The sequence below is a fragment of the Variovorax atrisoli genome (assembly GCF_014195185.1).
Taxonomy (GTDB): domain Bacteria; phylum Pseudomonadota; class Gammaproteobacteria; order Burkholderiales; family Burkholderiaceae_C; genus Variovorax; species Variovorax atrisoli.
The window spans coordinates 193,269-216,303 of record NZ_JACIBG010000006.1; the positions used below are offsets into that span (position 1 = coordinate 193,269).

Consider the following 23,035-nt stretch of genomic DNA (forward strand, 5'->3'; position numbering starts at 1 on the left):
CGTGGCATCCCGCGAATTTTCGGGCTCGCTTGCGCATCGCGGCGCTGGCGGCGCTGGCGGCGCTCGGTTCCTTGTTGTTTGTTCCTGCGCATGCGGAGCGGCTCAAGGAGCTGGCGAGCATCCAGGGCGTGCGGGACAACCCGCTGATCGGCTATGGGCTGATGGTGGGGCTGGATGGCACGGGCGATCAGACGATGCAGACGCCGTTCACCACGCAGAGCCTGAACAACATGCTGCAGCAGCTGGGCATCACGATCCCGCAGGGCGTGAACATGCAGCTGAAGAACGTGGCGGCGGTGATGGTGACGGCCACGCTGCCTTCGTTCGCGCGGCCGGGGCAGAACATCGACGTGACGGTGTCCTCGATGGGCAACGCGAAGAGCCTGCGCGGCGGCACGCTGCTGATGACGCCGCTCAAGGGTGTGGACGGACAGACGTATGCGGTGGCGCAGGGAAACATGGTGGTCGGCGGCGCAGGTGCCTCGGCCAACGGCAGCAAGGTGCAGGTCAACCAGCTCAGCTCGGGCCGCATTCCCGGCGGTGCGCTGGTGGAGCGCACGGTGGAATCGCCCGTGGGTGCCGAGGGCACGTTCTCGATCGAGCTCAACCGCTCCGACTTCGGCACCACGCAGCGCGCGGTGGATGCGATCAACAGGCAGTTCGGTTCCGGCACGGCCGAGGCCATCGATGCGCGATCGATCCGTGTGCGTGCGCCCGAGCCGCAGCAGCGCGTGGGCTTCCTCGCGCGGCTGGAAGATCTCGAGGTGACGCCGACGCAGGCGGGTGCCCGCGTCGTCGTGAATGCGCGCACGGGGTCGGTGGTGATGAACCAGGCGGTTCGCGTGAAGGACTGCGCCATCGCGCACGGCAACCTGTCGGTGGTCATCAACACCGAGCCGGTCATCAGCCAGCCGGGCGCATTCTCCGGCGGCAGCACGGTGGCGGCCCAGACCTCGCAGATCTCGGTCAACCAGGGCGGCGGCGCGATCCAGATGGTGCGCGGCGGTGCCTCTCTGTCGGACGTCGTCAAGGGGCTCAACAGCCTGGGCGCGAATCCGCAGGACCTGGTTTCCATTCTCCAGGCCATGAAGTCGGCCGGCGCCCTGAGCGCCGAGCTCGAGATCATCTGACGGGGCCGCGGCGATGACGTTACCGGTCAATGACCGCAGTGGTGCGCTCGACCAGCGTTTCGCGCTCGACGTGCAGGGCGTCGACGCACTGCGGCGCACCGTGCGCAGCTCGCCCGAAGAGGGCCTGCAGCAGGTCTCGCGGCAGTTCGAGGCGATGTTCATGAACATGGTGCTCAAGAGCATGCGCGAGGCGACGCCATCGAGCGGCCTCTTCGACAGCCAGGACCAGAAGGTGTACCTGTCGATGTTCGATCAGCAGCTCACGCAGAACCTTTCGGGGCGCGGCGTGGGGCTCGCCGAGGCGATGCTCGCCCAGCTGCGCCGCAGCATGCCCTCGGGTCCGCCCGACGCGCAGGCCGACGCCGAGATCGGCGTCAAGCCGATGCAGCTGGATCCGCCCCTGCCCGGTTTTCCGCTGGGGGCGCGTGCGGGCATTCCGATCGGTTCGGCACCCGTCGCCTCGACCGCACGCACGGCGGACCTCGGCATCTACCAGTTCAACGGCGACCGACGCGCGCAAGGCGCGAATGCCGGATCGCTGCAGGGCCAGGTCGACGAATTCGTGGGCCGCATGGGCGCATCGGCGCAGGCCGCAAGCACGGCCAGCGGCGTGCCCGCGCCGCTGATCCTCGCGCAGGCCGCGCTCGAATCGGGCTGGGGCAAGCGAGAGATCCGCGCCGACGACGGCACGCAGAGCTTCAACCTCTTCGGCATCAAGGCCGACCGCAGCTGGAAAGGCGCGACGGTGGAGACCACCACCACCGAGTACGTCGACGGCGAGCCGCAGAAGGTGCGCGCGAAGTTCCGCGCCTACGCCTCCTACGAGGAAGCCTTCACCGACTACGCACGCTTCATCACCCGCAACCCGCGCTACGCGAACGTGCTGGCCACCGACGACCCGAACGAGGCGGCCCATGGCCTGCAGCGCGCGGGCTACGCGACCGACCCCCGCTACGGCGAGAAGCTGGTCCGCATCATGCAGAAATTCGGCTGAGGCGCCCGAGCGCTCACCGCACCAAGGAAAAGCCAATGGCACAGACCGCATCAGCAACCGCAATCCGGCAGGCACAGGCGCCGCAGCTCCAGGGCGCTGTCGCGCCCCTGGAGGTGGTGACCTTCAAGCTGGGCGATGAAGAGTACGGGATAGACATCCAGAAGGTGCAGGAGCTGCGCGGGTACGACGCGGTGACGCGGATCGCGAACGCGCCGGAATACATCAAGGGGGTGGTGAACCTGCGGGGGATCATCGTTCCGATCATCGACATGCGCATCAAGTTCAAGCTTGGGGAGCCGACGTACGACCAGTTCACGGTGGTGATCGTGCTGAACATCGGCGGGCGCGTGGTGGGGATGGTGGTGGACAGCGTGTCGGACGTGATCACGCTGACGGGCGAGCAGATCAAGCCGGCGCCGGAGATGGGCTCGGTGCTGGACGCAGACTACCTGATCGGGCTGGGCACGCTGGACGAGCGGATGCTGATCCTGGTGGACATCGACCGGCTCATGTCCAGCCAGGAGATGGGCCTGGTCGAGAAGATCGCCGCCTGAGCGTCCGATTCATCCCCGAACCCGCACGACGACTACAACAGAGGTTCCGAGAGGAGACAGGTACATGATGAAGAACTGGACCGTGGGGCGGCGCATGGGCGCCGTCTTCGCATGCGTGCTGGCGCTAGTGGCGCTCATCGCCGGCATCGGCGTTCTGCGGCTGCAGGCCGTGGGCGAGGCCACGCAGGCGATGGCCGGTGCATCGCTGGCCAAGGAGCGGCTCGCGGCCGCATGGCAGCTGGCCACCAACACCAACAGCGTGCGCACCTTCTCGCTGCTCAAGAGCGAAGACCCGACCGTGCAGGCCTACCTGCAGAAGAACATCTCGGCCACCAGCGCCGTCATCACCGAGACGCAGAAGAAGCTCGAGGCGGCGCTGGCGTCGCCCGAGGAACTGGCGCTGAGCGCCGACATCAAGAAGAAGCGCGGCGACTATGTCGAGCTGCGCAACCAGGTCCTCAAGCTCAAGGCCGATGGCCGCAAGGACGAGGCGACGACGCTGACCGACGCGCAGCTGATGCCTGCGCTCGATGCCTACGACGCGAGCATCCGCGCCATGGTGGACTTCCAGCAGCGGGAGATCGACAGGACCGCCGCCGCCATCGACGCGCAATACCGCACGGGTCGCACCTGGATCGTGGTGCTCGCCTGCCTCGCGCTGGCTGCCGGCACTGCGACCGCATGGCTGCTGACGCGCAGCATCGTGCAGCCCATCGGCGAAGCGCTGCTGATCGCCGAGACCGTGGCATCCGGTGACCTGAGCCAGGAATTCGAGACCGAACGCGGCGGCGACTTCGGCCGGCTGCTGCGCGGCATGGGTGAGATGGAGGACACGCTGACCGACCTGGTGACGCGCATCAAGGCATCCACGGACTCGATCGCAGTCGCCTCGCGGCAGATCGCGGCGGGGAATCAGGATCTTTCTTCGCGGACGGAGGAGCAGGCGAGTTCGCTCGAACAAACGGCGGCCTCGATGGAGGAGCTGACCTCGACGGTCAAGCAGAACGCGGACAACGCGCGTCAGGCGAACCAGCTGGCGGTGTCGGCCTCCGAAGTCGCGATCAAGGGCGGCAGCGTCGTCTCCCAGGTGGTCGACACCATGGGCTCGATCAATGCCTCGTCCAAGAAGATCGTCGACATCATCGGCGTGATCGACGGCATCGCGTTCCAGACGAACATCCTTGCGCTCAATGCTGCAGTTGAAGCAGCCCGCGCAGGTGAGCAAGGGCGTGGCTTCGCGGTCGTCGCTTCGGAAGTCCGCAGCTTGGCTCAACGCTCCGCTGCAGCAGCCAAGGAGATCAAGACCCTGATCGGCGACTCCGTCGAGAAGGTCGAAGAGGGCAGCAAACAGGTCGAAGAGGCCGGCCGCACGATGGAAGAGATCGTGGGCAGCGTGAAGCGGGTGACCGACATCATGGGCGAGATCACTGCTGCGAGCCAGGAACAGACCTCCGGCATCGAGCAGATCAACCAGGCCATTACCCAGATGGACCAGGTGACGCAGCAGAACGCTGCGCTGGTCGAAGAGGCTTCCGCCGCAGCCCAGTCGCTTCAGGAACAGGCCGACAGCCTCGTGCGCGCAGTCAGCACATTCAAGCTCGACGCACAAGAGGAAGCCCTGCCGGCCTGAAGATCCATGCGTACGCGTATCAGTCCCAGGCGAGCCCTGCGCATCGGCGCGCGCTTCGCCATCCTGTTGCTCCTCCTGGTCATCGCGCTGAGCCTCGGCTTCCAGGCGGGTGCCGGCTACGAGTGGGCGCAACAGACAGTGTTCGTGCTCGGCGTGGCGGCCCTGCTTACCGCTATCGCCATCGTCTGGCTCGTCATGCGTTCGGTCACCCGTTCGACCCATGACGCGGCCAAGGTGTCGGACCGGCTCGACCGGCTGCTCGAGCACGTCAACACGAAGATTTCCGAAAAAAACCTCTCCCCATGAACTCGTTTCTCAATCTCAAGATCGGCACGCGCCTCGGCGCGGGCTTTGCAGCAGTGCTTCTTCTCCTGGCCGGCATCGCGGTCCTTGGTCTCAATGCGATGACCGACATCCAGACGCGGCTGAACGGCATCGTCACCGGCAACAACGTCAAGGTGGCCTCGGTCAACAAGATGGTGGACGCGATCCGCGACATCGCCATCCTCGACGGCAACATGATCCTCCTGACCGAAGATGGCGCGATGCGCGAGGAGATGAAGAAGATCGCCGCTGCGCGCGATCGCTTCACCACGAGCCGCGCCGTGCTGGAGAAGCTGCTGACGACCGCCGAAGGCAAGACGCTCCTTGCACGTATCGACGAGAAGGTGGCCGTGCTGGTGCCCTTGAACGCGCGCCTCAGCGAGCTGGGCCTGCAGAACAACAACGAAGAGGCGACGTCGCTCTTCATCTCGAAGTTCCAACCCGCGGTGAGGTCTGTGCTCGCAGAACTCGATGCGATGGCCGAACATCAGGAAAAGCGTTCGCAGGAAGCCAACGACGAAGCCGCCGCCGGCTACGCATGGTCGCGCAACCTCATGCTGGCGCTGGGCTGCCTTGCAGTTCTCATCGGGGCAGCCATCGCATGGCTCATCACGCGCTCCATCACCCGCCCCATCGGCCAGGCCGTGCAGGTGGCCGAGAAGGTCGCGGCGGGCGACATCAGTTCGCGCATCGAGGTGGCGTCCAAGGACGAGACGGGCCGGCTGATGCATGCCCTCAAGGAGATGAACGAAAGCCTCGTGAAGATCGTCAGCGAGGTGCGCACCGGCACGGACACGATCGCGACGGCGTCGGCGCAGATCGCATCGGGCAACCAGGATCTTTCGTCGCGTACGGAAGAGCAGGCCAGTTCACTCGAACAGACGGCGGCCTCGATGGAGGAACTGACCTCGACCGTCAAGCAGAACGCGGACAACGCGCGTCAAGCCAATCAGCTGGCGGTGTCGGCTTCTGAAGTCGCAGTCAAGGGCGGCAGCGTGGTTTCCCAGGTTGTCGACACCATGGGCTCGATCAATGCGTCGTCCAAGAAGATCGTCGACATCATCGGGGTGATCGATGGCATCGCCTTCCAGACGAACATCCTCGCTCTCAATGCTGCCGTCGAAGCAGCCCGAGCAGGCGAGCAGGGCCGCGGCTTCGCAGTCGTCGCCTCCGAAGTCCGCAGCCTGGCCCAACGCTCTGCTGCAGCAGCCAAGGAAATCAAGACCCTGATCGGCGACTCGGTGGAGAAGGTCGAGGAAGGCAGCAAGCAGGTCGAAGAGGCCGGCCGCACGATGGAAGAGATTGTGGGAAGCGTGAAGCGCGTGACCGACATCATGGGCGAGATCACTGCGGCCAGCCAGGAACAAACGTCGGGCATCGAGCAGATCAACCAGGCCATTACCCAGATGGACCAAGTCACGCAGCAGAACGCCGCGCTGGTCGAAGAGGCTTCCGCAGCGGCCCAGTCGCTGCAGGAGCAGGCCGGCAGCCTCGTCAGGTCCGTGAGCATCTTCAAGCTCGACGCGAATGCCGTCGCCACCGTGCGCCCCGGGTTCACGCGCATCACGCCGATCCCCAAGCCCGCCAGGCCCGCGCCGAGGCGGCCTGCCCAGGCCCTGCCGACGCGCAAGCAGCCCTCTGCCGCGCCACAACTCGCCATGGCCGGCGACGACAAAGGTGACTGGACGGAGTTCTGAGTTAACAAATTGAAGGTCCGAGATTCCGAGGCCGATAACGGTGTGACGGTGTTGCGCATCGCGCAGGCATGGGTGCCGTCCCCTGTCATCAGAAGAGGAAGTATGAAATTCAAGGACCTGAGAATCAGCACCCGCCTGGGCCTGGGCTTTGCGGTGATGCTGTTGCTTGTGGCCTGCATGGCCGGCATCGGGCTGTGGAGGCTCGCCCACGTGAGCCAGGCCACCGAGACGATGATGACGCAGGCGTTGACGAAGGAGCGCCTGGCCGGCGAATGGCAGAGCACTCTCAGGTCGACCTCGGTCGCCACCATCGCCATGATCAAGGCGCCGGATACCAGGCTCGAAGCCTATTTCGCCAAGCTCCAGTCGACCGGCATGGAGCGCATCTCGTCGGTTCAGAAGGAGTTCCAGTCGAAGCTGAGCACGCCCGAGGAGAAAGCGCTCTACGAACAGGTCATGGTCGCGCGAACCAAGGTGCGCGAGATCGTGACGAACCTGACCATGCTCAAGGACCGGGGCCAGATCGAAGAAGCGCAGAAGATGGTCGACACCACTTTCTCCGAGGCGCTGGCCGCCTATGGCAGCGCAGTCGACAAGCTGGACCAGCACCAGCACGACGAGATCGACGCGGCTGCCCGCGACATCGCCGAAGACTATTTTTCAGGCCGGATCATGCTTCTGTCGCTGGCTGTGGTTGCCGTCGTGCTGGGCGCGCTCTTCGCCTGGCGACTGAGTGCGGGCATCGTGCGGCCCCTGCGCCATGCAGTCGAAGCGGCAGAGACCGTGGCCTCCGGCGACCTGCGCGTGGACATCCGCGTTGAAAGCCGCGACGAGGCCGGCCAGCTCATGCAGGCGCTGAAGGACATGAACACGAGCCTCGCCAAGGTGGTCGGCGAAGTCCGCCTCGGCACGGACACGATCGCGACGGCTTCGAGCCAGATCGCGTCCGGCACCCAGGACCTGTCGTCGCGCACCGAAGAGCAGGCGAGCTCGCTTGAGCAGACCGCCGCCTCGATGGAGGAACTGACCTCGACAGTCAAGCAGAACGCCGACAGCGCCCGGCAGGCCAACCAGCTCGCCGTCTTCGCCTCCGAAGTCGCCACGAAGGGCGGCATGGTGGTGTCGCAAGTGGTGGACACCATGGGCTCGATCAATGCGTCGTCCAGGAAGATCGTCGACATCATCGGCGTGATCGATGGCATCGCCTTCCAGACGAACATCCTCGCTCTTAATGCTGCCGTGGAAGCAGCCCGAGCAGGCGAGCAGGGCCGCGGCTTTGCAGTCGTCGCCTCGGAAGTGCGCAGCCTGGCCCAACGCTCCGCTGCAGCAGCCAAGGAGATCAAGACCCTGATCGGCGACTCGGTGGAGAAGGTCGAGGAAGGCAGCAAGCAGGTCGAGGAAGCCGGCCGCACCATGGACGAAATCGTGGGCAGCGTGAAGCGTGTGACCGACATCATGGGCGAGATCACTGCGGCCAGCCAGGAGCAGACCTCCGGCATCGAACAGATCAACCAGGCAATCACGCAGATGGACCAGGTCACGCAGCAGAACGCCGCGCTGGTCGAAGAGGCTTCCGCCGCAGCCCAGTCGCTGCAGGAGCAGGCCGGCAGCCTCGTGCAGACCGTGGGCATTTTCAAGCTGGACCCCGATGCCGGCGCCATGCGGCGCCCCGGCTTCAGCCCGATCACTCCCATTGCGAAGCCCACGAAGCCGGCAAAGGCGATCTCCCCGCGCGGCGAGAAGCGGGGCAATCCCATGCACCAGTTGGTCATGAGCGGCGCCGATGGTAACGAATGGACCACTTTCTGATGACAAAGGGCTCAACTCTGGCGCGTACCTGCCGATATCAGAACGACGGTGCTGGCGCATCCATCGAATGCGGCGGCACGGTCTCACGCTAGAGAAGGAAGAAAGAGGTATGAGCTTGAAGGATCTGACAAACGGCATTCGTCCGGGCGCGGGCATCGCGGCGGCACTGCCGCCGATGGCCCTGATCCCGGGCATCGAGCGGATCAATCAGGCGATCGCGCAGATGGACCTGGTCGCGCAACAACGCCCGGCCCTGGCCTGAAGAAGGACGAACGGACCATGCGCGTCAATCTTCCCGTCACCGGCATCGAGTACGAACTGTCGCCGGACGCCGCCCTGGTGTCCCGCACCGACCTGAAGGGTCGCATCACCTACGTCAACCCGGCTTTCGTCGAGGCCAGCGGCTTCACCGCGGCAGAGCTCATGGGCAAGGCGCACAACATCGTGCGCCACCCCGACGTGCCGCCCGAGGCCTTCGCCGACCTGTGGCAGACGCTGGGGCAAGGGCTTCCCTGGACCGGCCTCATCAAGAATCGCCGCAAGAACGGCGACTTCTACTGGGTGCTGGCCAACGTCACGCCCATCCGCCGAGACGGCCGCACGCAGGGCTACATGTCAGTGCGCAGCAAGCCCGGGCGCGCCGAAGTGGCCGAAGCCGAGGCGCTTTACGCCCGCATCCGTGAAGGCCGCGCCAAGGACATCGAGCTGCTGCAGGGCGAAGTGATCTCGCGCGGCTGGAAGGACCCGCTGGCCCGGTTGCGCCGCATTCCCGTACGCCAGCGCGTCTTCGGCGTCACCGGCCTGGGGGCGCTGTTGTCGCTGGGCCTGGGTGTCCTCGGTTGGATGGAGGCGTCGCGGCTGGTCGCATCGGCCGGCGCGCAGAGCTGGCTGCCGGGTGCCATGGCCGCCGGAGGCGCGGGCTTCGCGCTGGCCTGGCTGGGCCTGGGCCAGTTCCTGGTCCGCACCGTGTTCCGGCCGCTCGACGAAGCGGTGCACGTGGCGCGTGCCATCGCGGGCGGCGACCTCGTGCGCTTCGACGTGCGGCGCGGCGACGAGATCACCGGGCTGCTGCGCGCGCTGAACCAGATGAGCGCGAACCTGTTCGCCATCGTCGCGGACGTGGGCGCCAATGTCACAGGCGTGATGTCGGCGTCGAGCCAGATCGCATCGGGCAACCAGGACCTGTCTTCTCGCACCGAACAGCAGGCGAGCTCGCTGGAGCAGACGGCGGCTTCGATGGAAGAGCTGACCTCGACAGTCAAGCAGAACGCGGACAACGCGCGTCAAGCCAATCAGCTGGCGGTGTCGGCTTCTGAAGTCGCAGTCAAGGGCGGCAGCGTCGTCTCGCAGGTTGTCGACACCATGGGCTCGATCAATGCCTCGTCCAAGAAGATCGTCGACATCATCGGCGTGATCGATGGCATCGCGTTCCAGACCAACATCCTCGCGCTGAACGCTGCCGTCGAAGCAGCCCGAGCAGGCGAGCAGGGTCGCGGCTTTGCAGTCGTCGCTTCGGAAGTCCGCAGCCTGGCCCAACGCTCCGCTTCAGCCGCTAAAGAGATCAAGACCCTGATCGGCGACTCGGTGGAGAAGGTCGAAGAGGGCAGCAAACAGGTCGAAGAGGCCGGCCGCACGATGGAAGAGATCGTGGGCAGCGTGAAGCGCGTGACCGACATCATGGGCGAGATCACCGCGGCCAGCCAGGAACAAACGTCGGGCATCGAGCAGATCAACCAGGCGATCACGCAGATGGACCAGGTCACGCAGCAGAACGCTGCGCTGGTCGAAGAGGCTTCCGCCGCAGCCCAGTCATTGCAGGAACAGGCCGATGGCCTGGTGAAAGCCGTGCGCGTCTTCAGGGCCGAGGCCGCCGAGGCCGTGGCGGAACCCGCCTGAAGAAACCACGCAACCCCATTCAAACCGGAGAAGAAAAGATGCTGAACAAGGCAAGAGATCCCATGCAACAAGCCGCCTCGGGCTCTTCCGCCGCCGGCGTGAGCCGCCTGGAGGTGGTGACCTTCAAGCTGGGCGATGAAGAGTACGGGATAGACATCCAGAAGGTGCAGGAGCTGCGCGGGTACGACGCGGTGACGCGGATCGCGAACGCGCCTGAATACATCAAGGGGGTGGTGAACCTGCGGGGGATCATCGTTCCGATCATCGACATGCGCATCAAGTTCAAGCTTGGGGAGCCGACGTACGACCAGTTCACGGTGGTGATCGTGCTGAACATCGGCGGGCGCGTGGTGGGGATGGTGGTGGACAGCGTGTCGGACGTGATCACGCTGACGGGCGAGCAGATCAAGCCGGCGCCGGAGATGGGCTCGGTGCTGGACGCGGACTACCTGATCGGGCTGGGCACGCTGGACGAGCGGATGCTGATCCTGGTGGACATCGACCGGCTCATGTCCAGCGAGGAGATGGGGCTGGTCGAAGCCGCCGCCGTGGCCTGAACGCGGCGCAGCCGCCCCACCCTTCACCTCCAACTCCTGCACCATGAACCTGCTCTCCAACCTCCGCATCGGCAAACGGCTGGCACTGGCTTTCGCCATCGTCCTCGGCCTGACCGTGGTTTCCACCGCCATCGCCCTGGTATCGGCGCGCAACAGCGCGGAGGCGACGCGGGTCATGATGCGCAGCCCGCTCGCGAAGGAACGGCTCATCTCCGACTGGTACGTGCTGACCTATTCGGCCATCGCCCGCACCTCGATGATCGCCCGCACCACCGACGAGAGCCTGCCCGTGGTCTTCGCCGACGTCATCTCCGACAGCGTGAAGAAGGGCAGCGAGACCATCGCCAAGGTCGAGAAGCTGCTGGTGACGGATGAGGAGAAGGCCATCCTCAAGTCCATCATCGAGCTGCGCGCGAAGTACCAGGCCGCGAAGGACGACGTGGGCAAGGCCAAGGCCGGCGGCGACACGGTGGCGACCGCACGCGTCTTCAAGGAAGTCTTCCAGCCGGCGGCCAAGGCCTATGAAAGCCGCGTGCTGGACCTGCTGTCGCTGGAGCGCAAGGCCATCGACGACATGAGCGAGGCCATCGACGCAGCGAACACCCGCAGCTTCGACCTGCAGTTGCTGCTGACCGTGCTGATCGTGGTCAGCGGCGGTGTCTTCGCGTATTTCATCTCGCGCAGCATCGTGCGGCCCCTGGCGCGCGCGGTGGAAGTCGCCGAGACCGTCGCCTCGGGCGACCTGAGCGCCAACATCGAGGTGCAGGGCCGGGACGAGACCGGCCAGCTCATGCTGGCGCTGCGGAACATGAACGAAAGCCTTGCCAAGGTGGTGGGCGAGGTGCGTGAAGGAACCGAAACCATCGCGACGGCGTCGAGCCAGATCGCATCGGGCAACCAGGACCTGTCTTCTCGCACCGAGCAGCAGGCGAGCTCGCTCGAACAAACGGCTGCGTCGATGGAAGAACTGACCTCGACGGTGAAGCAGAACGCGGACAACGCGCGTCAGGCGAACCAACTGGCGGTTTCAGCCTCCGAAGTCGCGGTCAAGGGCGGCAGCGTGGTTTCCCAGGTGGTCGACACCATGGGCTCGATCAATGCGTCGTCCAAGAAGATCGTCGACATCATCGGCGTGATCGATGGCATCGCCTTCCAGACGAACATCCTTGCGCTCAATGCTGCAGTTGAAGCAGCCCGCGCAGGCGAACAAGGTCGCGGCTTTGCAGTTGTCGCCTCCGAAGTGCGCAGCCTGGCCCAACGCTCCGCAGCAGCCGCCAAGGAGATCAAGACCCTGATCGGCGACTCGGTGGAGAAGGTCGAAGAGGGCAGCAAGCAGGTCGAGGAGGCCGGCCGCACCATGGACGAAATCGTGGGAAGTGTGAAGCGCGTGACCGACATCATGGGCGAGATCACTGCTGCGAGCCAGGAGCAGACCTCGGGCATCGAGCAGATCAACCAGGCCATTACCCAGATGGACCAAGTGACGCAGCAGAACGCCGCGCTGGTCGAAGAGGCTTCCGCAGCGGCTCAGTCGCTGAGGGAGCAGGCAGGAAGCCTTTCGCAGGTGGTCGGTGTGTTCCGACTTGGTGGCAGGCAGGCCGTCGACGAGGCCCATCGGCTGGACTTCGCTGCATCGGCAGCTTGAGAAAACTTGGAAGGCAAGACAATGCAGTGGTTCCAGAATCTTCGCGTCACCGTCCGGCTGATCCTCAGCTTCCTGGTGGTCGCGGCAATCGGCGCAGCAGTGAGCGCGCTCGGCATCTTCCACATGGGGCGCATCAGCGCGTCGACCGAGGCGCTCTATGCGAACGAGCTGCGCGCGGTGCAGGCCGTGCAGGAGGCCAACATCCGCCTGCTGTACGCCAGCCGCGCCCAGGTGACGCTGCTGTCGGCCGGCACGCTGGGAGAGCGCAATACGGGCGCGAACGAGGTCAAGGCGTCGATGGACGGGCTCGCTGCGCGTGCCGCCGAGGTCAAGTCTTTCTTCGGTGAAACCGAGGAGGGCGCAAAGCTGTTCGGCCAGTTCGAGGGGCTGGTCGGGCCGCTGACGGCGCACATGAACGACTTTGTGACCCTGCTGAAGAAGCAGCCGCTGGACAGCACCCAGTTCGACAGCCAGGTGAGCGAGGAGACCGCGCGCCTGCTGAAGGAGTCGCGCGGGCTCGAGGAAGTGCTGCAGCGCATGGTCGCCTACAGCAAGGACCACGCGCGCGAGCGTGCCGAACTGGCCGACGCAACCTACAAGACCTCGCGCGTGACGATGCTCGGGCTGGCGTTGGCCGGCATCGTGGTCAGCGTCGGCCTGGGCCTGCTGGTGGCGCGCCTGATGGGCCGCCAACTCGGCGGCGAGCCGCAGTACGCAGCCGACGTGGTGGGCCGCATCGCCGACGGCGACCTGTCGCTGACGATCGAGGCCGACACAGTGCGTGACGGCAGCCTGTTGCACTCCATCCAGAAGATGCAGTCGCAACTGACGTCGATCGTGCTGGAGATCAAGGATTCGAGCGACACGATCGCGACGGCGTCGGCGCAGATCGCATCGGGCAACCAGGATCTCTCTTCTCGCACCGAACAGCAGGCGAGCTCCCTCGAGCAGACGGCGGCCTCGATGGAAGAACTGACCTCGACCGTCAAGCAGAACGCTGACAACGCCCGCCAAGCCAACCAGCTGGCAGTGTCGGCCTCCGAAGTCGCTGTCAAGGGCGGCAGCGTGGTTTCCCAGGTGGTCGACACCATGGGCTCTATCAATGCCTCGTCCAAGAAGATCGTCGACATCATCGGCGTGATCGATGGCATCGCCTTCCAGACGAACATCCTTGCGCTCAATGCTGCAGTTGAAGCAGCTCGCGCAGGTGAGCAGGGCCGCGGCTTTGCAGTCGTCGCCTCCGAAGTGCGCAGCCTGGCCCAACGCTCCGCTGCAGCCGCCAAGGAGATCAAGACCCTGATCGGCGACTCCGTCGAGAAGGTCGAAGAAGGCAGCAAGCAGGTCGAGGAGGCCGGCCGCACCATGGACGAAATCGTCGGCAGCGTGAAGCGCGTGACCGACATCATGGGCGAGATCACCGCGGCCAGCCAGGAGCAGACCTCCGGCATCGAGCAGATCAACCAGGCGATCACGCAGATGGACCAGGTGACGCAGCAGAACGCCGCGCTGGTCGAGGAGGCTTCCGCCGCGGCCCAGTCCCTGCAGGAGCAGGCCGGCAGCCTGGTGCGCGCGGTCAGCATCTTCAAGCTCGATGCAAGCGGCAAGCACGTCGCGTCCCGCACGCAGGCTGAAAGTTTACCTGCGGCCTATGCCGAAGAACCGTCGCTGCCCAGACCGCAACAGCTGGCCGTGGCCGGCGGCGGTGAGTGGCGAGAGTTCTGACTCGCACGCACCTGATAACACACACATAGCGTCTCGGCCCTCGCGGCCCCCAAGGAAAGATCATCAAAGCCTTCTACAACCTCAGGATCGCGACCAAGCTGCTCGTGGCCTTCGTCGCGGTTCTCCTGCTCACGGCATGCCTGGGCGTGATCTCGATGCTGCAGCTCTCCAAGGTCCATCAGACATCGACGGACCTCTCGACCAACTGGCTGCCCGCCACGCGTTCGCTGCTGGAGCTCAAGGGCATGGTCTCGAACTTCCGCTCCCAGGAGATGGCGCACGCACTCTCGGGCTCGTTCAACGAAATGGCCGCCTACGAGAAGGCGATGGACGAATCGTGGGCGGCGCTGCAGAAGAAGCGCACCGAGTACGCGGGGCTCATCTCGGAACCCGAGGAGCGCGAGGTCTTCCCGGTATTCGAGAAACTTCTCGCGCAATACGAACTGGAGCACAGGAAGATCGTCGCCGTGTCCCACACCCAGGACACCGACCAGGCCAGCAACATGATCCGCGGCAAGTCGCAGCAGCTCAGCAACGAGATGAATGCGGCGCTCGACAAGCTGACGAAGGTGAACCTGGGGGGCGCCGTCCGCGCGGGCGAGACTGCCGACGCCGTCCACCAGGAGGCCAGGCTCTGGGTGCTGGGCCTGCTCGTGGGCAGCATCGCGCTGGGCCTGGGCCTGGCGCTGTGGATCGCTCGCATCGTCTCCCGTCCCCTGGAGGAGGCGGTGAAGGTGGCGCAATCGGTGGCCGGTGGCGACCTCACCAGCCGCATCGAGGCCCGCACGACGGACGAGACCGGGCAACTGCTCGAGGCGCTGAAGGGCATGAACGACAGCCTCGTGAAGATCGTCAGCGAGGTTCGTACCGGCACGGACACGATCGCGACGGCGTCAAGCCAGATCGCATCGGGCAACCAGGATCTTTCATCGCGTACGGAAGAGCAGGCGAGTTCGCTGGAGCAGACGGCTGCGTCGATGGAAGAACTGACCTCGACGGTCAAGCAGAACGCGGACAACGCTCGTCAAGCCAACCAGCTGGCGGTTTCGGCCTCCGAAGTCGCGGTCAAGGGCGGCAGCGTGGTTTCCCAGGTGGTCGACACCATGGGCTCGATCAATGCCTCGTCCAAGAAGATCGTCGACATCATCGGCGTGATCGACGGCATCGCATTCCAGACCAACATCCTCGCACTGAACGCTGCCGTCGAAGCAGCCCGAGCAGGCGAGCAGGGCCGCGGCTTTGCAGTTGTCGCCTCCGAAGTCCGCAGCCTGGCCCAACGCTCTGCTGCAGCAGCCAAGGAAATCAAGACCCTGATCGGCGACTCGGTGGAGAAGGTCGAAGAGGGCAGCAAGCAGGTCGAAGAGGCCGGCCGCACGATGGACGAAATCGTCGGCAGCGTGAAGCGCGTGACCGACATCATGGGCGAGATCACTGCTGCGAGCCAGGAGCAGACCTCCGGCATCGAGCAGATCAACCAGGCGATCACGCAGATGGACCAGGTCACGCAGCAGAACGCCGCTCTGGTCGAAGAGGCTTCCGCAGCGGCCCAGTCGCTGCAGGAGCAGGCCGGCAGTCTCGTCAAGTCCGTGAGCATCTTCAAGCTCGACGCGAATGCCGTCGCCACCGTGCGCCCCGGGTTCACGCGCATCACGCCGATCCCCAAGCCGGCCAAGCCCGCGGCGAAGCGGCCAGCCAAGGCCCTGCCGACCCGCAAGGAGCCCGCTGCTTCCCCGCAGCTCGCCATGGCCGGTGACGCCAAGGGCGACTGGACCGAATTCTGAAACCACGTAGGAGGAGTCGATGAGTCTGAAGAACCTGAAAATCGGAACCCGCCTGGGCCTCGGCTTCGCGGCCGTGCTGCTCCTGATGGCGGCCATCGCGGCCACCGGCATGCTGCGGCTGGCCAGCGTGGGCGCGGCGACCGAGGACATGATGCAGCGCGCGCTGGTCAAGGAGCGCCTGGCCGCCCAGTGGTCCGTGCTGCTGGGGCCGGCGGTCGCCAATTCCTTCGCGATGGTCAAGGCGACGGATCCCAAGGCGGTGGCCTACTTCGAGAAGGCGCGTGCCGACAAGTCCGCGCAGATCAATCCGGTGCAGAAGAAGCTCGAGGAGATGCTGACCTCGCCCGAGGAGAAGAAGCTGTATTCCGCCATCGCCGAACCGCGCAGCGTGGTGCTGACCGTCATCGGCAACATCAACAAGCTCAAGGCCGAAGGCAAGGACGAGGAAGCCGCGGTGATGGCCGATACGCAGTTCGCCTCTGCGCTTGCCGTCTATGAGGAAGCCGTCGCCAAGCTCGCCGCCTTCCAGCGCGAGCGCATCGACGAGCTGGCCAAGGGCATCGACCGGGACCACCAGAGCGGCGAGAAGCTCCTGCTGGCGCTTTCGATCGTTGCACTGGTGCTGGGCGCCTTGCTCTCCTGGCGCCTGACCGTGGGCATCGTCCGCCCGCTGGGCCATGCGGTTGAAGTGGCCGAAACGGTGGCGGCGGGCGACCTGAGCGCCAACATCACGGTCGACAGCCGTGACGAGACCGGCAAGCTGATGCACGCGCTGCGCGAGATGAATGCGAGCCTTGCGAAGGTGGTGGGCGAAGTGCGCACCGGCACCGAGACCATCGCGACGGCGTCGGCGCAGATTGCATCGGGCAACCAGGACCTGTCTTCTCGCACCGAACAGCAGGCGAGCTCGCTGGAGCAGACGGCGGCCTCGATGGAAGAACTAACCTCGACCGTCAAGCAGAACGCGGACAACGCGCGTCAAGCCAACCAGCTGGCCGTATCGGCCTCCGAAGTCGCGGTCAAGGGCGGCAGCGTCGTGTCCCAGGTGGTTGACACCATGGGCTCGATCAATGCGTCGTCCAAGAAGATCGTCGACATCATCGGCGTGATCGATGGCATCGCCTTCCAGACGAACATCCTCGCGCTGAACGCCGCCGTCGAAGCAGCCCGAGCAGGCGAGCAGGGCCGCGGCTTTGCAGTCGTCGCCTCCGAAGTCCGCAGCCTGGCCCAACGCTCTGCTGCAGCAGCCAAGGAAATCAAGACGCTGATCGGCGACTCGGTCGAGAAGGTCGAGGAAGGCAGCAAGCAGGTCGAGGAAGCCGGCCGCACGATGGACGAAATCGTCGGCAGCGTGAAGCGGGTGACCGACATCATGGGCGAGATCACCGCTGCCAGCCAGGAACAAACGTCGGGCATCGAGCAGATCAACCAGGCGATCACGCAGATGGACCAGGTGACGCAGCAGAACGCGGCGCTGGTCGAAGAGGCTTCCGCAGCGGCCCAGTCGCTGCAGGAGCAGGCCGGCAGCCTGGTGCGCGCGGTCAGCATCTTCAAGCTCGACGCGAATGCCGTCGCCACCGTGCGCCCCGGGTTCACGCGCATCACGCCGATCCCCAAGCCGGCCAAGCCTGCACCGAAGCCGCCCGCCAAGGCGCTGCCCACGCGCAAGCAGCCCGCGGCCGCCCCGCAGCTCGCCATGGCCGGCGACGACAAGGGCGACTGGACCGAGTTCTGACGCGCAGGGCCCTCAACTTTCGGTGGCAGCCGCCGATATAGACAAAGAGGCGCCGGCGCGGCCGGTGCCAATCGACTTACACCTCTCATCGACAGGCAGAGCCATATGTCCGGAAGTTTGTTCTACACGGGTCTCAGCGGCCTCGGCGTCGCCCGCTCGGCGCTGATGACCACGGCCCACAACACGGCCAACGCCTACACCGCCGGCTACAGCCGCCAGGTGTCCGAGATCGCCACGGGCAGTGCCATCGCCAGCGGCTCCGGCTTCATCGGGTCGGGCGCCAACGTCTCGACCATCTCGCGCAGCTATGACCGCTACCTGACGGCGCAGCTCTCCTCGGCGCAATCGGCCTCGGCCGCGCTGGCCACCAACAGCACGCAGATCAACCGCATCGACACGCTGCTGGCCGACAAGACCTCGGGCATCGCACCGCTGATGCAGAGCTTCTTCACCAGCATCCAGGGCGTGGCCAACACGCCGGCCGACCCGGCCGCGCGCCAGCAGATGATCAGCTCGGCGCAGGCGCTGGCCAACAAGTTCCGCGCGACCGACCAGTACCTGTCGGACCTGAACTCCTCGGTCAACGAGCAGATCGTCGGCAGCGTCGACCAGATCAACACCTACGCGAGCAAGATCGCCAGCCTCAACCAGCAGATCAGCCAGATCAGCGCCATGGCCGGCGGCCAGCCGCCCAACGACCTGCTCGACCAGCGCGACCAGCTCGTGAGCCAGCTGAGCCAGGTGGTCGACGTGAAGGTGCTGCAGCAGGACAACGGCAAGTACAACGTGTTCATCGCCACCGGCCAGTCGCTGGTGGTGGGCGACTACGCCTCCACGATGGCCGCGGTGAACTCCGCCGCCGACCCGACGCGCAAGGCCGTGGCCCTGCAGGGCTTTGCCGGCAACACGGCCGAGCTGCCCGACGGCGCCATCACCGGCGGCGTGCTCGGCGGCCTGCTGTCCTTCCGCAACGAAACGCTCATCCCCACGCAGAACGCCATCGGCCGCCTCGCCATGTCGGTGTCCGACACGGTGAACGCGCAGCACAAGCTGGGCGTGGACCTGAACGGCGCCCTGGGCAAGGACTTCTTCACGCAGTCGGTGCCGGGCGCGATCTCCAACAGCAGGAACACGGGCAACCTGCAGCTCGACGCGACGCTGTCCGATGCGTCGAAGCTCACGACCAGCGACTACAGCGTGAACGTCACCGACGTGGCCGGCACGCTCACCTACACGGTCACCCGTCTTTCGGACAAGACCTCGATGGGCAGCTTCACGACCTTCCCCATCACCTTCGACGGCGTGAGCCTCTCGGCGGGCAGCGGCACCGCGCAGGCGGGCGACTCTTTCCTGATCCAGCCCACGCGCACCGGCGCACGCGACCTCGACGTGCTGACGCGCGACGCTGCCAAGGTGGCGGCCGCATCGCCCGTCATCACCGGCAAGGCCGCAGGCAACAAGGGCTCCGCCGCGCTGGGCGCGGCCACCGTGGACGCGAGCTATCCCTCGACGCCGCTGGCCGGCACGGTCACGCTGAGCTTCGATGCGGCCTCCGGCAACCTCTCGGGCTTTCCCGCGACCTCGCCGGTGACGGTCACGCTGGCCGACGGTACCAGCACCACCTATGCGGCCGGTGCGCCCGTGCCCTACACCGCCGGCGCGAAGATGAGCTTCGACGGCATCACCGTCAGCATGACCGGCGCTCCCGCGCAGGGCGACACCTTCACCATCGGCAACAACACGGCGGGCGTTTCCGACGGCAGCAACGCGCTGCTGCTGGGCGCGCTGCAGCGCAAGACCACCATGGCCAACGGCACCGCGACCTTCAACGGCGCGTACTCGCAGATCGTGAGCGACGTGGGCAACCGGGCCATGGCGGTCAAGGTGGCGGCCACCACGCAGGACAGCGTCACCAGCCAGATCAAGGCGAGCCAGCAGGCCATCTCGGGCGTGGTGCAGGACGAGGAAACCGCCAACCTGCTGATGTTCCAGCAGATGTACCAGGCCAACGCGAAGGTGATCCAGACGGCATCGACCATCTTCGACACCATCCTGGGCATCCGGGGCTGAGCCCGCAGGCAGCTTATCCAGGCTCTTCAAAGACAAAGATTCAAGGCAAGGCAGGCACAGCGATGCGCATCAGCTCCCAATCCTTCTACGAACAGAACGTCATGGCCATGGGCCAGCAGCAGCAGCGGCTCTTCAGGGTGCAACAGCAGTTGTCGACGAACTCCAAGTTCCTCACCGCTGGCGACGACCCGGTGGCCGCGGCCCGCTCGCTGGGAGTCAGCCAGTCGCTGTCGGAGATCTCGCAGTACGCCACCAGCCGCCAGCGCGCGGCGCTGTCGCTGTCCACCGAGGAGAACGCGCTCAACTCGGTGACCTCGATCCTGCAGAACATCAAGACGCTGACGGTGGCCGCAGGCAACGGCACGATTTCGGATGCCGACCGCGCCTCGCTCGCCACCACCATCCAGAGCGCCTACGACCAGCTCGTCGGCGTGGCCAACACCGACGACGGCAACGGGCAGTACCTGTTCGCCGGCTTCAAGAGCGGCTCGCCGCCGTTCGTGGCGACGGCCGGCGGCGGCGTGCAGTACGTGGGCGACCAGGGCCAGCGGCTGATGCAGGTCGACGTGGCGCGCCAGATGCCCACCTCGGACGACGGCCGCACCATCTTCCAGTCGGTGCAGGGCAGCGCGGGCTACGTAGCCTCGGCCGCCGCCGGCAACACCGGCACGGGTGTGTTCAGCCCCGTGAGCGTGACCAACACCACCGACCCCAACTACGGCAAGGACTTCACCATCACCTTCACCGCCACCGACTACACGGTGACGACGAAGGACACGCCCCCCGTGGTCGCGGCCACGGGCCCGATCTCGCCGAACACGCCGATCTCCTTCGGCGGCGTGCAGATCAAGTTCACCGGCACGCCGGCCGCGGGCGACAGCTACGACGTTTCCACCGCGAAGAACGCCGGCACCGACGTGTTCGCGGCCATCGGCGAGCTGGTGACCGCACTGCGCACGCCGCTGGCCGGCGGCGGCGCGGCCGCGCAGGCCAAGCTGCAGAACGCGTTGAGCACCGCCAACGCCAAGGTGACGAACGCGCACGACAACGTGCTCACCGTGCTGTCGTCGGTCGGTTCGCGCCAGAGCGAGATCGACGCGCTGGACTCGGGCGGCGCGGCGCGCAAGCTGCAGGAGGACGCGTACCGGTCGTCCATCGAGGACCTCGACCCGTACAGCGCGATCGCCGAGTTCTACCAGCGGCAGACGTCGCTGCAGGCGACGCAGATGACCTTCGCCAAGCTCAACAGCATCTCGCTGTTCAACTACCTGTAGCGCATCGGGAGGGCCGCCGCTGACCCGGCCTGGCGGCCTTCGAGCAAACAAGGAGAGCTCCCGGAAAGCCGCGGCCGGCGGCGTGAACGTGTGCCGCGCGCGGTACAGGCGCAGGCACGAGGATTAGATGGATGTCCGCGACGGCGCGGACAGCATGACGCGAAAACCTGGGAGCACGAGCGTGTGGGAATTCGTTCTTTCCGCGTGGAAGGCCGAGCTGGTCAACTATCCCATTCTGCTGATGCAGTCGGCGGCGATGCTGGGCGTCTTCAGCCTGGTGCTGATGCTGTCGAAGACGTCGGAAGCGGTGCTGCACACGCGCGCCAGCTTCTACGGCTGGACGATGGGCCTGACCGGCTTCGTGCTGCTTGCGATGGCGTTCCAGCTGATGAATCTGCCGTCCAAGCCGTACATCGGCTCCGACCTGCTCTTCATGGCCGGCCTGCTGGGCGGCTGGCGCGGCGGGGGCATCTGCTGGGCGCTTCTCGTGGGCGGTAGGTTCCTCTTCGGAGGAGCGCACCAGGCACCCGCGTTCTTGCTCGACATGTCCATGCTGGTCCTCGGCGGCATCGTCATGCACTACCGCATCGGCCACAAGCCGATCACCTCCTTCGACTGGCGCGACGTGCGCAACGCATGGCTGGTGCGGGTGGCGTTCTCGATGCTCGCCACCGGGCTGATCCATGTCTTCGCGCTGGTACCTGCGCACGTCAACGCACGCGTCTTCGCGCTTCGCATCCTCGGCTGCACACTGTCGATGCTGATCATCGGCTGCATGCTTGCCCTGCTGCGCAGGGACGCGAGGGAACGCGAGTCGCACGCCCGCGCGCTGGCCATGTCGCGCACCAACCTGCTGACGGGGCTGCCGAACCGGCTTGCGCTCGGTGAATTCCTCGAGGAGCTGCTGGTGATCGACGCCAGGCAGCATGTGCTGATGACCTTCCAGGTCGCGAACCTCAAGGAGATGGTCCGCGCGCTCGGCCACGACTGGACGGACCATTTCTGGGGGCAGCTTTCCTCCAACCTCACCCGGGGCCAGGCGGGACGGACGCTCGAAGCCTTCAACCCGCGCAGCTACCAGCTCAGCGATCTTTCGCTGACCGTGGTGCTGCAGGGCGCGTCGCTGGAATGGATGGAGCAGGAGCAGATGGCGCCGAGGGTGCAGGCGGAAGTGGTGGCGACGCTGCGCAACACCCACGTCGCCTACATGCAGCTGCAGCTGCGCATCGGCGTCTCGAACGTGCGGATGGAGACGCACGTCAATGTCGCCTCGATCCTGCGCGATCTGAGCCTCGCGCTGCACAGCAACGAGCAGATGGTGCGCTACTTCCATTCGTCGTTCGCGGACCAGTCCGAAAAGGACGAAGACGTGCGCCGCCAGCTGATCGACTGGATCCATACGGCGAACCCGCCGATGCAGTACCAGCCCAAGTTCCACCTGATGACGCGCCACGTGTGCGGGGCCGAGGCGCTGCTGCGGGCGCAGTCGGTGAAGCAGCAGCCGCTGGCGCCGCCCTACGTGATCGAGATCGCGACCCGCCACCAGCTGCTGTCGCAGTTCGAGTGGTGCACCCTGGAGGTGGTCGCGCGCGACATCAAGCGCTGCCTCGCTGCCGGCTACCCGATACCGCTGGCCGTCAACATCTCCGCGACCACGTTGACGCTGCCGCGCTTCGGCGATCGCGTGCTGGCCTTCCTCGACCTGCTGAGCGTGCCGCCGCGGCTTCTGTTCATCGAGATCACCGAAAGCGGGCACGTGCCCGACGTGGAAACGGTGCGCGCCAACATCGTCGTGCTGCAGCGCGCGGGTGTGGGCCTCTCGCTCGACGATTTCGGCACCGGCTATTCGGCCTTGACTACGCTGGCGACCATCCCGTTCACGGAGGTGAAGATCGACCACAGCATGATTGCGCGTATCGATCAGCCGCGTATGCGAGAGGCCGTCGCGCTCGCACTGGAGAGTGCGACACGCTACAACGCCACGCTCGTCGCGGAGGGTGTGGAAACCGAAGCCCAGTCGGCGCTTCTGTTGGAGATGGGCGTGCTCTATGGCCAGGGCTATCTCTTCTCGAAGGCGATTTCGATGGACAAGCTGATCCACATGACCCGTCGCAAAGGTGCGTTCTGTGCGGATGGAACGCTCCGGAGCCCCAAGCCGGCAGGACTCTGAGGCTAAGTGCAGGCTCTTTCGCACGGCCTCCGGACCGCTCGAACGGC

General features: G+C 65.8%; 17 protein-coding genes. All 17 read left to right on the forward strand.

Annotated elements, in window-relative coordinates; genetic code table 11:
- Window positions 1-71 precede the first annotated feature (71 nt).
- The 17 genes from FHY06_RS21530 (at window position 72) to FHY06_RS21610 (ending at window position 22,988) form a co-directional block, all read left to right on the forward strand.
- Entirely contained in the window at window positions 72-1,130 is a 1,059-nt protein-coding gene (locus tag FHY06_RS21530; RefSeq protein WP_354422637.1) for a flagellar basal body P-ring protein FlgI, read from the forward strand.
- A gap of 13 nt (window positions 1,131-1,143) precedes the next feature.
- A complete protein-coding gene (gene flgJ / locus FHY06_RS21535; RefSeq protein ID WP_126183164.1) occupies window positions 1,144-2,124 on the forward strand; it encodes a flagellar assembly peptidoglycan hydrolase FlgJ in 981 nt (326 codons plus the stop codon).
- A 35-nt stretch (window positions 2,125-2,159) separates the two neighbouring features.
- Window positions 2,160-2,678, forward strand: a complete 519-nt coding sequence (locus FHY06_RS21540) for a chemotaxis protein CheW (protein ID WP_132753857.1) — start codon at window positions 2,160-2,162, stop codon at window positions 2,676-2,678.
- A gap of 64 nt (window positions 2,679-2,742) precedes the next feature.
- The gene (locus FHY06_RS21545; protein ID WP_184606254.1) at window positions 2,743-4,308 is read left to right on the forward strand and encodes a methyl-accepting chemotaxis protein; all 1,566 of its coding nucleotides are present in this window, start codon (window positions 2,743-2,745) and stop codon (window positions 4,306-4,308) included.
- Window positions 4,309-4,314: 6 nt separating this feature from the next.
- Window positions 4,315-4,614: a hypothetical protein gene (locus FHY06_RS21550; RefSeq protein ID WP_126183166.1), complete on the forward strand. Its 300-nt coding sequence runs from the start codon at window positions 4,315-4,317 to the stop codon at window positions 4,612-4,614.
- Window positions 4,611-6,329: a methyl-accepting chemotaxis protein gene (locus tag FHY06_RS21555; protein WP_184606255.1), complete on the forward strand. Its 1,719-nt coding sequence runs from the start codon at window positions 4,611-4,613 to the stop codon at window positions 6,327-6,329. The genes FHY06_RS21550 and FHY06_RS21555 overlap by 4 nt, the downstream gene beginning before the upstream one ends.
- A gap of 102 nt (window positions 6,330-6,431) precedes the next feature.
- Window positions 6,432-8,138, forward strand: coding sequence for a methyl-accepting chemotaxis protein (locus tag FHY06_RS21560; RefSeq protein ID WP_184606256.1), 1,707 nt, complete (start codon window positions 6,432-6,434; stop codon window positions 8,136-8,138).
- Window positions 8,139-8,247: 109 nt separating this feature from the next.
- Window positions 8,248-8,400 carry a hypothetical protein gene (locus FHY06_RS21565; RefSeq protein WP_020723476.1) on the forward strand — a complete coding sequence of 51 codons (153 nt, stop codon included), beginning with the start codon at window positions 8,248-8,250 and terminating at the stop codon, window positions 8,398-8,400.
- 17 nt (window positions 8,401-8,417) lie between these two features.
- On the forward strand, window positions 8,418-10,034 hold the full coding sequence (locus FHY06_RS35065) for a methyl-accepting chemotaxis protein (RefSeq protein WP_019658722.1): 1,617 nt from the start codon (window positions 8,418-8,420) through the stop codon (window positions 10,032-10,034).
- 62 nt (window positions 10,035-10,096) lie between these two features.
- Window positions 10,097-10,591: a chemotaxis protein CheW gene (locus tag FHY06_RS21575; protein ID WP_051127698.1), complete on the forward strand. Its 495-nt coding sequence runs from the start codon at window positions 10,097-10,099 to the stop codon at window positions 10,589-10,591.
- A gap of 43 nt (window positions 10,592-10,634) precedes the next feature.
- Window positions 10,635-12,236 (forward strand): methyl-accepting chemotaxis protein, encoded by a 1,602-nt coding sequence (locus tag FHY06_RS21580; RefSeq protein WP_184606257.1) that lies wholly within the window; start codon window positions 10,635-10,637, stop codon window positions 12,234-12,236.
- A gap of 21 nt (window positions 12,237-12,257) precedes the next feature.
- Complete coding sequence (locus tag FHY06_RS21585) at window positions 12,258-13,958, forward strand: methyl-accepting chemotaxis protein (protein WP_019658719.1); 1,701 nt, start codon at window positions 12,258-12,260, stop codon at window positions 13,956-13,958.
- A 62-nt stretch (window positions 13,959-14,020) separates the two neighbouring features.
- Window positions 14,021-15,739: a methyl-accepting chemotaxis protein gene (locus FHY06_RS21590; RefSeq protein ID WP_184606392.1), complete on the forward strand. Its 1,719-nt coding sequence runs from the start codon at window positions 14,021-14,023 to the stop codon at window positions 15,737-15,739.
- A gap of 19 nt (window positions 15,740-15,758) precedes the next feature.
- Entirely contained in the window at window positions 15,759-17,474 is a 1,716-nt protein-coding gene (locus FHY06_RS21595) for a methyl-accepting chemotaxis protein (protein WP_184606258.1), read from the forward strand.
- Window positions 17,475-17,579: 105 nt separating this feature from the next.
- Window positions 17,580-19,544, forward strand: a complete 1,965-nt coding sequence (flgK, locus tag FHY06_RS21600; RefSeq protein ID WP_184606259.1) for a flagellar hook-associated protein FlgK — start codon at window positions 17,580-17,582, stop codon at window positions 19,542-19,544.
- 62 nt (window positions 19,545-19,606) lie between these two features.
- A complete protein-coding gene (gene flgL / locus FHY06_RS21605) occupies window positions 19,607-20,818 on the forward strand; it encodes a flagellar hook-associated protein FlgL (RefSeq protein WP_019657927.1) in 1,212 nt (403 codons plus the stop codon).
- A gap of 154 nt (window positions 20,819-20,972) precedes the next feature.
- Window positions 20,973-22,988 carry an EAL domain-containing protein gene (locus FHY06_RS21610; protein ID WP_184606260.1) on the forward strand — a complete coding sequence of 672 codons (2,016 nt, stop codon included), beginning with the start codon at window positions 20,973-20,975 and terminating at the stop codon, window positions 22,986-22,988.
- Window positions 22,989-23,035 lie beyond the last annotated feature (47 nt).

Coding starts and splice junctions, on each gene's coding strand:
- FHY06_RS21540 (WP_132753857.1), top strand. CDS start 2,160: ATGGCACAGACCGCATCAGCAACCGCAATCCGGCAGGCACAGGCGCCG.
- FHY06_RS21545 (WP_184606254.1), top strand. CDS start 2,743: ATGATGAAGAACTGGACCGTGGGGCGGCGCATGGGCGCCGTCTTCGCA.
- FHY06_RS21575 (WP_051127698.1), top strand. CDS start 10,097: ATGCAACAAGCCGCCTCGGGCTCTTCCGCCGCCGGCGTGAGCCGCCTG.
- FHY06_RS21560 (WP_184606256.1), top strand. CDS start 6,432: ATGAAATTCAAGGACCTGAGAATCAGCACCCGCCTGGGCCTGGGCTTT.
- FHY06_RS35065 (WP_019658722.1), top strand. CDS start 8,418: ATGCGCGTCAATCTTCCCGTCACCGGCATCGAGTACGAACTGTCGCCG.
- FHY06_RS21580 (WP_184606257.1), top strand. CDS start 10,635: ATGAACCTGCTCTCCAACCTCCGCATCGGCAAACGGCTGGCACTGGCT.
- FHY06_RS21610 (WP_184606260.1), top strand. CDS start 20,973: ATGACGCGAAAACCTGGGAGCACGAGCGTGTGGGAATTCGTTCTTTCC.
- flgL (WP_019657927.1), top strand. CDS start 19,607: ATGCGCATCAGCTCCCAATCCTTCTACGAACAGAACGTCATGGCCATG.
- flgK (WP_184606259.1), top strand. CDS start 17,580: ATGTCCGGAAGTTTGTTCTACACGGGTCTCAGCGGCCTCGGCGTCGCC.
- FHY06_RS21565 (WP_020723476.1), top strand. CDS start 8,248: ATGAGCTTGAAGGATCTGACAAACGGCATTCGTCCGGGCGCGGGCATC.
- FHY06_RS21555 (WP_184606255.1), top strand. CDS start 4,611: ATGAACTCGTTTCTCAATCTCAAGATCGGCACGCGCCTCGGCGCGGGC.
- FHY06_RS21585 (WP_019658719.1), top strand. CDS start 12,258: ATGCAGTGGTTCCAGAATCTTCGCGTCACCGTCCGGCTGATCCTCAGC.
- FHY06_RS21595 (WP_184606258.1), top strand. CDS start 15,759: ATGAGTCTGAAGAACCTGAAAATCGGAACCCGCCTGGGCCTCGGCTTC.
- FHY06_RS21550 (WP_126183166.1), top strand. CDS start 4,315: ATGCGTACGCGTATCAGTCCCAGGCGAGCCCTGCGCATCGGCGCGCGC.
- flgJ (WP_126183164.1), top strand. CDS start 1,144: ATGACGTTACCGGTCAATGACCGCAGTGGTGCGCTCGACCAGCGTTTC.